Source organism: Chloroflexota bacterium, assembly GCA_015478725.1.
Taxonomy (GTDB): Bacteria; Chloroflexota; Limnocylindria; order Limnocylindrales; family CSP1-4; genus C-114.
Map to the genome: position 1 here is coordinate 1 of JADMIG010000047.1, position 13,071 is coordinate 13,071.

Sequence of the window (13,071 nt, forward strand, 5' to 3'; positions counted from 1 at the left end):
GCGCGGGTTCCGGGCGAGCACCCGTCGGCGTCGCTCGCTCGACGGGGTCGTAGGGCGGGATCCGCCAGGATCGATCGCGTCGCGGAGGCTCAGTGCGCCGCGAGGTCCCCCGACGCGACCAGCGAAGGTTGGTAGTGCTCGGTGAAGAACCGGCTCACCATCTCCCGACGGCTCCGAACGCCGACCTTCTCGAAGATCGCCTTGAGGTGATCCTGAACCGTGTAGGGCGACACGGTGAGCAGGGCGGCGATCTCGTTCGTCGACCGGCCCTGCAGCACCAGCTCGGCCACGTCTCGCTCGCGCGGCGTGAGCCCGTAGGCCTGGACGATCAGCGGTGCGATCTCGGGCGATCGGGCGGGCTCGATGATGACCGCCACCTTTCCGTCCGCGGTCCCTTCAAGGAGGGCACCGTGGAGCACCAGCCACCGGCCGCCACGGGTGAGCGCGCGCACCCGTGGGACTCCGGCTCGCCGAAGATCGGGCTCGGAGCGCGCGACTGCGGCCACCGCGGCGACGCTCGAGGGGAGCCGGTCCGGGACGCTGATGCCGACCTCGGCGAGCTCGGCCATCCAGCGCAGCGCTGGCTCGGTGAGCGATTCGATCCGGCCGGCCGCGTCGATGACGACCAGCCCGGGCGCCTCGTCTCCTTCGCCCGCCGCCAGGGCCAGGGTCAACAGCGAACGCCGGAGGGCCTGCGCGATCGGCCGGGAAAGCTCGGCGAGGAACGCGGCCTCGGCGGGCGTGTAGTCCGGACGGCCGGCAGCGCGGAGGAAGAGTGCCGCGCCCCAGCACGCCTCGGAATCGACGAACGCGACGCGCATCTCGTCCCGGAAGCCTTCGTGGGTCAGGAGTTCGCGGTACCGCGAGCTTCGTTCGGGGTGCCCCTCGGTGGCGCCGCTCAGCGACGCGGCGGGCACGTCGGCTCGGGCAAGATCCGAGAACTTGTTGAGGTCGTCGACCATGTACTCGTTATGCGCCCAGGCGGCAGGGGCCGGGATCCCGAATTCGTTGTAGTGGGATGTCGGGAGCAGGGTCGCGGGGTCCAGCTGGTGCCAGCACGAAAGGTCGAACGGCGCGACCTTGCCGATGAGCCGATTCGCCTCCGCATAGAAGACGAGCGGATCGACCGTGGTCCGGCAGAGACGGATGACGTCCGCTCGGACGCGTTCCTGGCCAAGGTGTTCGTTCACCGTGGCCGGAGTATAGGTGCGCGGGTGCGGGCCGAACATCCCAGCTTCGTGGGATGGAGCTCACGGAGCGGGACACGTAACGTGGCGGCATGGTTGGCCAGACCGAGAAGTTCGCCCACAGAGGCAGCCGCTCCGCGTGCCCCCTTCCCGCCGAACTGCGAGAGCGGCTCGACGGGGAACTCGTCGTCTGGCTCAGCAGTGTTCGGCCGGATGGCGCGCCGCACCTGCTGCCGCTCTGGTTCGCGTGGGACGGGGAGGCGATCACGATCTACAGCAAGCCGGAAGCCCAGAAGGTGCGGAACGTTCGACGCGACCCGCGGGTGATGGTGGCCGTCGGCCAGGCGGGGTCGGCCTTCACGGTGACGCTGCTCGAAGGCGTCGCCGAGGTGGTGGAAGGGCCGGGCGAACCCTCGGCCGAGAGCGGTCGCCTGGCCCGCTACCGGGATGCGATGCGCCAGCTGGGGATCGGGGTCGAGGACTTCCTCGCCACGTACTCGCAGCGGATCCGGATCCAGCCGGTGCGCGTCCTCGATTGGGGGATGCCGGACTGGCGTGCGGCCGTCGCCGCGGCTCGATCGCCGGACGCTCAGGTCGAACGAGTTACGGTCGCGTCCCCATTCCTCACGGCAGTCGCCACCGGGGCAGCGATATTCCGTTGAGCCGAGACCGGCAGGTCCGGCTCCGGCGTTTCACGGGCCGCTGCGGCGGCGCGGGCGGCAACGTCCGCCTCGAGCGCCGCCTGGAGCGGGGCGATACCGCCCTCAAAGGAGTGGGCGAGCAGCGGTCCGATCTCCTCGAGCTTCGCCCGATCCTTGGCACTCGACGGACGGAGGACCCGGACGGAGACCCGGGTGCCGGCCCCGTCCGGCGTCGGCTCGAGGATGTCGCTCAGGGTGAACTTCGGGATGCCCGGCATCGGCACCTGGAAGCGGACTGTCAGAAGCTCGGGCGGGCGCCAGGCGAGCACCTCCTCGACGATCGCCTCGCGACCGTGGACACAATGGTTCGTCGTGCCCACGCCGCGCCGTCCGCTGGTGCTCGCCTCCTCGACGGCCGTCACGCCAACCTGCCACTGCGGTCGCCGGGCGGGTGAGGTGATCCACTCCCAGGCGATCGCCGGTGGCGCGGGCAGGATGTAGGACGTGGACCAGGCGGCCTCATCGGCGGTAACGAGGACCGGCGCCCGCGATTCCTCGTCCCGCCATGCTGTCTCGAGATCGCGGACCCAGCCAACGACCTCGCCGACGACGTCGTACGTCTCGCGGTGCTCGAGCAGACCCGCCGCGGCCGGGTCGCTGAGGCTCATCGCCCCGCATGGCGGCGTCCGTGTAGAGCGCGTACGCCCCGAGATCGAGCGTCTCCTGGACGGTGTTCTTGAGGAGCCGGTGCACGACGATGACGTCGCGCCCGACCAGCCCATCGCGGCCGGCCATCCGCTGTCGAGCGATCGGCCCATGGTGGACCACGAACTTCAGGTCGAGCCGCGGGATGAGCGTGCATGCATTGCAGTCGCATTGCGAGGCCTGGCCGATGTCGCGCAGGTGCCGCCGGAACGTGAAGTAGCAGTGCTCGATGGTGTCCTGCAGCGCCGACCCGTCCACGACCTCCGCGATGACGTAGGCGAACGCGGCGTCCCCCTCGAGCTTCGCGAGCCGGAAGGGGGGTCGGAGCGCGCGGACGACGGCATCGGTGAGGTCGGCGAGGATGTCCTGAGCGTGGTCGAGCTCCACGCCTGCGAGGTAGCTCGTGTAGCCGCTGATATCCGCGATGACGAGACAGGCGGGTTCGGGTCGGTCGGGCATCGCCGGAGTTCCCCTTGATTTCCCCTGTTCGATGCGGGACGCCGGGCGAGCATACGCTCTGCCATGACCCGGTGGACAGGCGGTCCTCCGTGGGCCACAGTAGGTTCCCGCTCCGCGTGCAGGTGCCCTGCGCGGGAGTCGGGATGTCTCGGCACAAGGAGGCTCACATGGCGAAGTTCCTCTGGCAGGTCTCGTACACCACCGAGGGGCTCAAGGGCCTCATGAAGGAGGGCGGCAGCAGCCGGGTCGCGGCGATCCGGCGACTCATCGAAAGTCGGGGCGGCAAGCTCGAGGCGTTCCACTTCGCGTTCGGCGACGACGACGTGTACCTGATCGCCGAACTGCCGAGCAACGTGGAGGCGTCCGCGATCAGCCTGGCGGTCGGGGCCTCCGGTGCGGCGCGGGTCAAGACGGTCGTTCTGCTCAGTGCCGAGGATGTGGACGCAGCGACGAAGGCCAACGTCGGCTATCGAGCGCCGGGCGCCTGAGGATCGTCGATCTCCAGGTCCGCCGATCGTCGGGTGTGACACGAGGAGTGGTCGGATCGCCGCGACGGCGGCGAGGTGGAAGCTCCGCGTGCCGCGCCTCGCCGCCGGATCCTCGCGATGTACTCGGGCCGTACGGGCCGCCCGACCAGGGTTCATGATCTGCGGATGATCGAAACCGCGGACGTGATCGTTGTGGGCGCCGGAGTGCAGGGCGCGAGCCTCGCCTTCCACCTGACGCGACGCGGCGCCCGCGTCCTCGTGCTGGAACGTGCGACGATCGCAGCCGGTGCGACCGGGCGTTCTTCGGGCTTCGTCCGGATGCACTACGACCTGGAGAGTGAGTCGCGGCTCGCGTGGGCATCCTTCCCGTACTTCCGGGACTGGCCGGAGTTCGTTGGCGCCGGCGACTGCGGCTTCGTCCGCACCGGGTACCTCCAGCTGGTCCCGGAGTCGCTGGCGGATCACCTGCGAGCCAACGTCGAGATGCAACAGCGCCTTGGCATCGCGACGTTGGTCGTGGGCCCGACGGAGGTCTCCGGCCTCCTTGGCGGCGCGGCGACGGAGGACATCACGGTCGGGGCGTACGAGGCCGGGTCCGGGTACGCTGATCCGTCCGGGACGGCTGCCGGCTTCCTGGCTGCCGCCTGCCGCGGCACCGCGCGGGTGATCCAGGGCTGCCGCGTCGACGCGGTGTGGCTGGAACGCGGCGCTGTCGCGGGAGTCGAGACGAACCGTGGTCGGTTCGCCGCGCCGGTCGTCGTCGACGTGGCCGGCGCCTGGGCGGCGGAGCTTGCGCGGACGGTCGGGGTGGACATCCCGGTCGAGCCGTGGCGCCACCCCACCGCCTATTTCGGCCTGCCGCCTGGCCGCGGACCCGACTTCCCGATCGTGGTCGATGAACGGAACCAGGTGTACTTCCGCCCGGAAGGCCGCGAGATGATGCTCGTCGGCCTGGAAAGCGGGAACGAGCTCGGGGGCTCGCCCGACCGGCCGCTCGGGGCGCTGCAGCCCGGCGACCTCGAGGAGATGGGGTCGCGCGTGTGCGCCCGGGTTCCGTGGATGGCCGACGGCACGCTGCGCACGGCACATGGTGGACAGGATGGCATCACGCCGGATGAGCGCGCGATCCTGGGTCGAGCCGGCCCGGACGGGTTCTTCCTCGCCTGCGGCTTCTCGGGAACCGGCTTCAAGACCGCACCGGCGGTCGGTGCGTGCCTCGCCGAGCTCATCCTCGACGGCCGCGCGACGACTGCGGACATCTCCGCCTATACGCTGGACCGATTTGCCGAAGGACGGTATCTCGTGGGCGAACACCCATACGGCAAGCTCTGGCGCTGACGCCTCGCGTTCGGCGCCATCGCGCCACCAGATTCGGAGCGATCTCTCGTGACTCGGCTTGGCCGAAACCGGTTCCGGCGCCTGGGTCTGCAGCGCCGGATCATGCTCTATGTCACGGCAGGTCTCGCGGTCCTGTTCGGCGTCATCACGTTCCTCGGTCTCGGAGCGATCGGGCAGGCCACGCAGCTCGTCTACCAGGAACGGCTCACCACCGCCTATACGACGGCCGGCAGCCTGGAGCGGGACTTCGCGCACCTTGCCGGCGATGTCCTCGAGACGAGCCAGGAGCTTCTCGGCCAGGGCACGACGGGTTTCGGCGCTGGTTCCGCGAGCTGGATCATGGGCCACATCGGCCGCGGCGACCCGTACCCGTTCTTCGACGTGACGGGCATCTGGCTGGTCGACTCCAGCGGGCGTCTGCTCGATCAGGCGGGTAGCCCGAGCGCCACCGCCGTCGACAGTGCGGCCGCGGCGCGTTCCATCGCAGCCTCGCTTCACGATCCGTACGCCGTGTTGCGGGCCGTCGAACCGGTGCCTGGTTCGGTCGCGTTCGCCAGCGTGGCGGTCCGACTCGGCGCGGCAGGCGACCTGGCCGCCCCGATCGCCGTCGTCACCACCGTCTCGATCAACAGCGCGAACGACTTCAATCCCGCCCGCTATGGCCGTTCGGCCCTGAGCCCTGTTCCGGCGGGGCCGGCCGCGAGCAGCGCCGAGCGGTACCACCTCGAGGTCGTCGACGCGCTCCTCGGGATCGCCGTGCTCGGGATCGGTCCGGATGAGCATCCTGGCCAGCTCAGCCCCCACTACGCGGCGGTCCGGGCGCTCATGGCCGCCGGAGGCGCCGCTGCCCAGCTCCACGAGCCGGGTCCCCACGACACGTTCGCCCCCCACGTCATGGCCGTGGTCCCGCTGCCAGGCAGTCCCTTCTACGTCATCCTCGAACAGCCGGTCGATGTCGCCCTGGCCCTCCCGAACCAGCTCCGCGACCAGCTCCTGTTCACGGCCGGCGCAGGATTCGTCGCTGCCTTGGCCCTGGCCTGGATCACGACCCGCCATGTCGTCAAGCCAACCGAGCAGCTCACGGCGGCCGCGGAGCGGATCGCGGCCGGCGACCTCGCGAGCCCGATCAACGTGAGTGCCCAGGACGAGGTCGGCAGTCTCGCCGAGAGTCTCGAGGCGATGCGGGGGCGACTTCAGACGGCGTACGCGGCGATCGAAGGAACGAACCGTGAGCTCGAGAATCGTGTCGCCGAGCGGACGGCGCGCCTCGGGCAACTCCTCCGCCAGACGATCACCGCACAGGAGGAGGAACGTCGGCGCCTTGCCCGGGAACTCCACGACGAGACAGCCCAGACGATCGCGGCGCTCTCGATCGCGCTCGATCGTGCACGCGACGACCTTGGCCAGGCACCACCGGCGACGCTCGCCCGGATCGGCGAGGCGCGCGAGATCGCTGCCCGTCTTCTGGCCGAGACACGGCGGCTCATCCTCGGCCTTCGGCCGGCCGTGCTCGACGACCTCGGTCTCCTCGCGGCGATCCGCTGGCACAGCGAGGAGATGCTCGGAGACTCCGCGGTCGAGGTCGCCATCGAGGCGGATCCGCTGCTGCCGCGCTGGCCCGATCACATCGAGGTCGCGCTGTTCCGCATCGCCCAGGAGGCGATCACCAACGTCGCCAGGCATGCCGACGCCCATCATGTGACGATCCGGGTGACCTCCATCGCGTCCACCGTGACGATCAGCGTCGCCGACGATGGCCGAGGTTTCGACGTTGAGCGCGCTCTTGGCTCGACCGGACCGGACGCGGAGAGCGTCGGGCTGATCGGGATGCAGGAACGCGTTCGGCTGCTCAACGGACAACTGCAGATCCGCTCGACCGAGGGCGGCGGAACGACCGTCCTCGTGGAGGCGCCGGTCATCGACGAGGAAGCCTGAATGCCGAAGATCCGCGTCGTCGTCGTGGACGACCACACGCTCATCCGCCAGGGGATCGTCGGGCTGCTCGACAGTCAGCCCGACATCGAGGTGGTCGGCCAGGCCGGGAGCGGCCAGGAGGCGATCGCGACCGTGGTCGAGATCGCGCCGGACATCGTGCTCATGGATATCAGCATGCCCGGCATGAGCGGGCTCAATGCGACCCGCGAGATCAAGAGCCGCCTGCCCGGTGTCCAGGTCGTCATGCTCACGATCCACGATCGCGAGGACTACCTGTATCAGGCCCTGCGGGCCGGCGCGTCAGGCTACGTCCTCAAGGGTGCCGATGTCCACGACCTGCTGGCCGCCGTGCGGAGTGCCCGAAGGGGCGAGGTCTACCTCTACCCGAGCATCACGAAGACGCTCGTGACCGACTACCTGCGCCGGGCACGCGGTGGCGAAGCCGCCGAGTCGTACGGCGGCCTGAGCGACCGTGAACGCGAGATCCTCAACCTCATCGCCCAGGGCAGGACGACCGCTGAGATCGCCGGTGAGCTCGTCCTGAGTCCGCACACGGTCCAGTCGCATCGGGATCACATCATGGCCAAGCTCGATCTGCACTCGAAAGCCGCGCTCATCAGGTACGCCATCGAGAAGGGCCTGCTCGAGCTGTAGGCCGGCTCCCTTCGCGCTGCGGCCGTCATCCCCCGAATCGCCCACCCCCGAATCGGGCATCGGGCGCATGCCGTTCGCCCATCCAGCCGATGGCCATGCCCGCGCGGGTCGCCCAGACTGACCTCAATGCCAGTTGCGCACCCTGCCGGCCCGTGCCGCCTCCTCTCGGAGTGATCCCAATGTTCCGTCCTCTCGGTCGACCCCTCCTGCTCCCGGTCGTCGGGCTCCTCTCCGCGCTCGTCGTCGGCGCCTGTGCCGGCAGCGCCCAGGGAGTGCCGACGTGGACCTTCCCGCCACCGGTCGCGAACGGTGCGCCAGGCGCCTCGACAGCGGCAACCTCCGCCAGCTCGGCACCGATCGCCTCGACAGCGGCAACCTCCGCCAGCTCGGCACCGGTCGGTCAGACGGCGCCCGCCGCGCCCTCCGCGCCTCCGAACGCGGCGCTTGCCGCGACCGCAGTCGGGTCGGGGATCGTCACCCGGCTCGACCTCACCATCGTCACCGGTGACATGATCGGCCACACGGAATACCCCGCCTTCGTGCCGTCGGACTTCACCCTTCCGGCGAACTCGACGGTGGTCGTGACGATCACGAACTTCGACAATGCGACGCCGCTGCCGAAGGGCGCCGAGAACTTCGCCACGGTGTCCGGCACCGTAGGCGGCACGATGACGACGGCTCCGATCAAGGCCGCGTACCCGAATCGCCCGGCCGGTGCGAGCCGGACGCTGAGCGGCATCGATCCGGCGGCCGCCTCGCATACCTTCACGATCCTCGCCCTCGGGATCAACGTGCCGATCCCTGCGATGTCGCGTACCACGTTCACCATCCACACCGGTGCCCCGGGAACCTATGTCTGGCGCTGCTTCGACCCCTGCGGTGCCGGCGCGACAGGCTGGGGCACGGCGATGGCGGCGAAGAGCGGGTTCATGCAGGGCTCCCTCACCGTGGCGTAGCTCCCTCACCTCGGATTCACTGCCCGCCGATTCGCCTGACGGCCACCCGAGCGCGGATCTGCACGTCCAGCCCTGAGTCGCACCGTGTCCGCCGTCCGTCGCGCTGTTCTCAGGCCGAACAGCACTATCGGCGAGCGGTCCCCCTGGCGAAGACTGGCCGGACGCCACGAACGAACGTCACTGGCGGCTATCCGACGAAGGAGAGCGACCCGATGAAGAAGGCGGCCATCGTCTACCGCAGCCGGACCGGCACCACGCGGCGGCTTGCCGAGGGGATCGGCGCATTTCTCGCGACGCGTGACATCCAATCGACCGTCGTCTCCATCGAGGAGTGCGACGTGCGGACGCTCGGGGATGTGGACTACCTGTTCCTCGGCTGCTGGACCGGCGGCCTCATGGTGGTGCTCCAGCATCCCGACCAGCCGTGGATCGAGTTCGCCCGCCGCCTGCCGGCGCTCGCCGGTCCCCGGGTCGGCCTGTTCACGACCTACAAGATCGCTTCCGGCAGCATGTTCGCCCAGATGCGCAGGCATCTCGCGAGCAGGATCCCGGCCATCGGGCTCGAGCTGAGATCGCGGACCGGCCGGCTCTCCGACGCCGACACGCGGGCGCTCGAACGGTTCATCACCGGAGCGTGATGGGCAGTCCCATGACCCGTGACGCGGTCCTCCTCACGGCCTACGGCGGCCCAGTACGCCTCGACCAGGTCGAGGCGTACTACACGGACATCCGCCACGGTGCCCCTCCGCCACCGGAGTTGCTCCGTGAACTTCTCCGCCGCTACGAAGCGATCGGAGGAGGATCGCCTCTGTCGGCGATCGTCGAGCGCCAGCGGGCCTGTCTCGCCGACGCCCTGGCCGCGCGAGGATGGCCCGTCGCCGTCTACGCCGGCATGAAGCACATCGCGCCATTCATCGGCGACGTCGTGGACCGCATGGCGACGGACGGCATCGAACGGGCCGTCGGGATCGCCCTCGCCCCGCACGCGTCGGCGGTGACGAGCGGGACCTACCGGCGAGCCGTCGAGGATCGGCTGGCCGGCCTGCCGAGAACCCTGACGTTCCGGTTCATCGAATCGTGGCACGCGGAGCCACGATTCATCAGTGCGCTCGCAGCGGCGACGACGGACGCACTCCTGCGGTTTCCCGATCCGCGGCGCCCGCATGTCGTGTTCACGGCCCACAGCCTGCCGGAGCGGGTGGTCGATGCCGGCGACCCATACCCGGGCGAGGTGGCGCGGACGGCCGCTCTCGTGGCCGAAACCCTCGACCTGGAGACGTTCGAGGTCGCCTACCAGAGCGCCGGGCGGACGGCCGATGCCTGGCTCGGCCCTGACCTCCTCGGCCGGATCCGCAGACTCGGCGAGGCCGGATGTCGGGAGGTGGTCGTCTGCCCGGTCGGGTTCGTGGCCGAACACCTCGAGGTCCTCTACGACATCGACATCGAGGCGCAGGCCGTCGCCGCCGACTCGGGGGTTCGTCTCGAACGCGTCCGTGCGCTCAACGACGATCCCGTGTTCATCGCCGGGCTTGCCGATCTCGCCGAGGGAGCGTTCTCATCGGAGGCCGCCTGATGGACCACGTTCCCGCCCACGAGTCGGAGCGCGATCGAGGGCATCCTCCGGGCGTTGGAGCGGTGCGCCCGAACGGCTTCGTCTTCGACCGGGCGCCGATGCTCGTCTACTGGGAAACGACGATCGCCTGCGGCCTCGCCTGTCGCCACTGCCGCGCCGTCGCGATGCCGTCGCCCGGCCCGGGCGAGCTCTCGACTCATGAGGGCATCCGCCTCATCGAGGCGCTCACCGGCTTCGATCGTCCGTATCCCCACCTCGTATTCACCGGCGGGGACCCGCTCCGGCGCCCGGATCTCGTCACCCTGGTCAGGGCTGCCACCGATCGCGGGATCGGGGCCTCGCTCGCGCCGAGCGTGACCGATGAGATGACCCCGGCGCGACTCGCCGAGCTGCGCGATGCCGGCATCCAGACGATCTCGCTCAGCCTCGACGGTTCGACTCCCGAACGGCACGATGGAGTCCGAGGTGTGCCTGGAACGTTCGCGGCGACGCTCCGGGCGGCCGGCTGGGCCAACGAGCTGGGTCTTCCACTCCAGGTCAACACGCTCGTCGCTGCGGAGACCCTCGACGACCTGCCGGCCATCCACCGTCTGCTCACCGGCCTGCCGATCCTCCGCTGGAGCCTCTTCTTCCTCATCTCGGTCGGGCGCGGCTCGGTCCTGAAGGAGATCGGCCCGGGCGAATCGGAGCGTCTGGGGCGGTGGCTCTACGACATCGCCCGGGTCTCGCCGTTCCAGGTCAAGACCACCGAGGCGATGCACTACCGTCGGATCGCCATCGGCCGGATGCGCCGGGACGGCCTCGACGAGGCGGCCATCCGAACGACCTCCGTCGGTCGCGGCTTCGGCGTCCGCGACGGGAACGGCATCCTCTTCATCCGCCATGACGGCGTCGTGTACCCGTCGGGCTTCCTGCCCATGGAGACCGGCAACGTCAAGACGGACGACGTCGTGACCCTCTACCGGCAGCATCCGCTCTTCGTCCGGCTGCGCGATGTCGGCACGTACAAGGGTCGGTGCGGGCGGTGCCCATTCAACACCCGGTGCGGCGGCTCGCGCGCCCGCGCCTTCGCCCGGACGGGCGACCCGCTCGAGAGCGACCCGCTCTGTCCATACGTTCCCAGTCCGACCCTGAACGACGCGTGACCGTCCTCGTCATCGGCGGAGGGATCACCGGGCTCGTCGCGGCCCGCGAGCTGGCCCGAGCCGGCCGGCCGGTGGTCCTCATCGAGGCGACCGCGCGACTCGGCGGCAAGATCGTGACCGAGCGCCGCGCCGACTTTCTCGTCGAGCATGGGCCGGACTCCTTCATGACGACGCGGGCCGCCGCCATCGAGCTCTGCCGCGCGGTCGGCCTTGGCGAGAGGCTCGTCACGCCGCTCACTCCGGGCGGAACCCTCATCCACGAAGGGGGTCGGTTCTTGCCTGTGCCGGCCGGTCTGGCACTGGTCCTGCCGACGAAGCTCCGGCCGCTCCTCACGACCCCCCTGCTCTCACCCCGCGACAAGGCGCGGGCCGGTCTCGATCTCCTGCTGCCTCGCCGTCGCACGGATGCGGATGAGTCGATCGGGACATTCCTCCGCCGCCGGTTCGGGTCGGGCGTCGTGGAGCACGTCGCCGCGCCGCTCGTCGAGAGCGTCTACGGGGCCGATATCGACGAGCTGAGCCTCCTCGCCCTGGCGCCGCAGTTGCACGAGGCGGAGCAACGCCACCGGAGCCTCGTCCTGGCGGGTCTCGCGCTCGGTCGGGCCCGCGCCGCATCGGTCGCCCAGCCCGTGTCGCCGTTCCTCACCTTCGCCGACGGCCTGGGCGAGCTCACGGCTGCGCTGGCGGCCGAGCTGGCCGCGGATCCACTGGTCGAGCTGCGCCTGGCGGCGCGGGTCGACGGCCTGGAGTCGGAGCGCGACGGCCTCGCCGTCGTGGTGGACGGCGAGACCGTCCGAGCCTCCTCGGTCGTGTTCGCCACCCCGGCCCCGGAGACCGCCCGGCTGCTTCGCTCATCCGTCCCGGCGGCCGCGGACTCGCTCGACCGGATCGCGGTCGGCTCGTCACTCGTTGTCAATCTCGGGCTGCGGGCATCGGACGTGCCGGAGTTGCCGGCAGGGCACGGCTTCGTCGTCGCTTCCGGCGAGGGTCTGGCGATGGCCGCGTGCTCGGTCGTCTCGGCGAAGTGGCCCGGCCGGGCGCCCGCCGGCCACGTCCTCCTCCGGGCGTCGTTGCGCCAGCCGACGGCACGTCTCTTCGACTCCACCGACGACGCGGTGGTGGGGCTCGCGCTCGAGGATCTGCGCAGGACGATCGGGCTGCGGGGCGATCCGGTCCTCGCGACCGTAGCCTGCTGGCGGGACGCGATGCCCCGCTACGTCGTCGGTCACCTGACCCATGTGCAGGATGCGGAGGCGGCGATCCGTGCCGCGCGTCAGCCGTTCGTCCTCGCCGGGGCCTGGTACCGGGGCGCGGGCCTGTCCGAGTGCATCGCCGGGGCGAAGGCTGCCGCCGATCAGGTCGGGAGCTCCGCTCGCGAGCCCCGGCGGCGGCACGGGCGGGTGGATCCGATGGCGAGGACAGGCCGTTTGGCACTTGGAGGAGCGGCGCTGTCCAGCGAGGATTCACACGACCCGGAGAGGTCGACTCGCTGACCCAACCCGAGATCGCATCAACGGAAGGAACGTCCCGAGACACGCTCAACGGACGCACGGCCAGAGATCACATCCACGGCCGAATTGCGACGGGCCACTCCGGGTCGCTGCGTTCATGAGAAGTTCCCGTTTGGCCTCGTGCAGACGAGGCGAAGGGCTCGCGGTCCGACGGCAGCCGGCTGACGTGGACCTCGACGGCACGGGGTGTGGCGCGATGACGCGGATCGCTGTGTTGTTCATGGCGGCGCTCGCGGTGTTCGGGCTTGCGGCCTGCGCCCAGTTCACGGCCCGGACCTCCGGCAACGGCTGGGCGGATGTGGTCATGACGGAGATGCGGTTCGGTCCGAACCGCATCGACGCGAAGGTCGGCCAGCCGATCACGATCGTCATCGTCAACCGCGGCGCCCAGCGCCATGACCTCGCGTTTCCGTCGATCGAGATGCCGAGCCTGCGGGGCGTGGAGACGCTCACGCTCCCTGGTCAATCGACGACGCTGA

At 70.2% G+C, this 13,071-nt stretch carries 13 protein-coding genes; 11 read left to right on the top strand and 2 right to left on the bottom strand.

The features are described from left to right. Nucleotides 1-89: 89 nt before the first annotated feature. A complete protein-coding gene (locus tag IVW53_14915; protein ID MBF6606856.1) occupies nucleotides 90-1,190 on the bottom strand; it encodes a helix-turn-helix transcriptional regulator in 1,101 nt (366 codons plus the stop codon). Nucleotides 1,191-1,279: 89 nt separating this feature from the next. Between IVW53_14915 and IVW53_14920 the strand changes: the two genes are divergently transcribed. Continuing rightward, entirely contained in the window at nucleotides 1,280-1,849 is a 570-nt protein-coding gene (locus tag IVW53_14920; protein ID MBF6606857.1) for a pyridoxamine 5'-phosphate oxidase family protein, read from the top strand. Here IVW53_14920 and IVW53_14925 read toward each other — a convergent pair. Beyond that, the gene (locus IVW53_14925) at nucleotides 1,777-2,496 is read right to left on the bottom strand and encodes an SRPBCC family protein (GenBank protein MBF6606858.1); all 720 of its coding nucleotides are present in this window, start codon (nucleotides 2,494-2,496) and stop codon (nucleotides 1,777-1,779) included. The genes IVW53_14920 and IVW53_14925 overlap by 73 nt on opposite strands. Nucleotides 2,497-3,159: 663 nt before the next feature. Here IVW53_14925 and IVW53_14930 point away from each other — a divergent pair. The 10 genes from IVW53_14930 to IVW53_14975 all read left to right on the top strand — a co-directional run. Beyond that, nucleotides 3,160-3,480: a GYD domain-containing protein gene (locus IVW53_14930; GenBank protein ID MBF6606859.1), complete on the top strand. Its 321-nt coding sequence runs from the start codon at nucleotides 3,160-3,162 to the stop codon at nucleotides 3,478-3,480. 165 nt (nucleotides 3,481-3,645) lie between these two features. Then, nucleotides 3,646-4,818 (top strand): FAD-binding oxidoreductase, encoded by a 1,173-nt coding sequence (locus IVW53_14935; GenBank protein MBF6606860.1) that lies wholly within the window; start codon nucleotides 3,646-3,648, stop codon nucleotides 4,816-4,818. 48 nt (nucleotides 4,819-4,866) lie between these two features. Beyond that, nucleotides 4,867-6,753 carry a HAMP domain-containing protein gene (locus IVW53_14940; GenBank protein ID MBF6606861.1) on the top strand — a complete coding sequence of 629 codons (1,887 nt, stop codon included), beginning with the start codon at nucleotides 4,867-4,869 and terminating at the stop codon, nucleotides 6,751-6,753. Next, nucleotides 6,754-7,407: a response regulator transcription factor gene (locus IVW53_14945; protein ID MBF6606862.1), complete on the top strand. Its 654-nt coding sequence runs from the start codon at nucleotides 6,754-6,756 to the stop codon at nucleotides 7,405-7,407. It abuts the gene before it with no gap. 179 nt (nucleotides 7,408-7,586) lie between these two features. Beyond that, nucleotides 7,587-8,363 carry a hypothetical protein gene (locus IVW53_14950; protein MBF6606863.1) on the top strand — a complete coding sequence of 259 codons (777 nt, stop codon included), beginning with the start codon at nucleotides 7,587-7,589 and terminating at the stop codon, nucleotides 8,361-8,363. Between the two features lie 212 nt (nucleotides 8,364-8,575). Further along, on the top strand, nucleotides 8,576-9,001 hold the full coding sequence (locus IVW53_14955; GenBank protein MBF6606864.1) for a flavodoxin domain-containing protein: 426 nt from the start codon (nucleotides 8,576-8,578) through the stop codon (nucleotides 8,999-9,001). Between the two features lie 11 nt (nucleotides 9,002-9,012). Further along, nucleotides 9,013-9,936, top strand: a complete 924-nt coding sequence (locus IVW53_14960) for a ferrochelatase (GenBank protein ID MBF6606865.1) — start codon at nucleotides 9,013-9,015, stop codon at nucleotides 9,934-9,936. Beyond that, nucleotides 9,936-11,081 (top strand): TIGR04053 family radical SAM/SPASM domain-containing protein, encoded by a 1,146-nt coding sequence (locus IVW53_14965; protein MBF6606866.1) that lies wholly within the window; start codon nucleotides 9,936-9,938, stop codon nucleotides 11,079-11,081. Before IVW53_14960 ends, IVW53_14965 begins: the two co-directional genes overlap by 1 nt. Continuing rightward, nucleotides 11,078-12,574: a protoporphyrinogen oxidase gene (gene hemG, locus IVW53_14970; GenBank protein ID MBF6606867.1), complete on the top strand. Its 1,497-nt coding sequence runs from the start codon at nucleotides 11,078-11,080 to the stop codon at nucleotides 12,572-12,574. Before IVW53_14965 ends, hemG begins: the two co-directional genes overlap by 4 nt. 214 nt (nucleotides 12,575-12,788) lie before the next feature. Then, the coding region (locus IVW53_14975; GenBank protein ID MBF6606868.1) for a cupredoxin domain-containing protein at nucleotides 12,789-13,071 on the top strand (283 nt) is incomplete at its 3' end.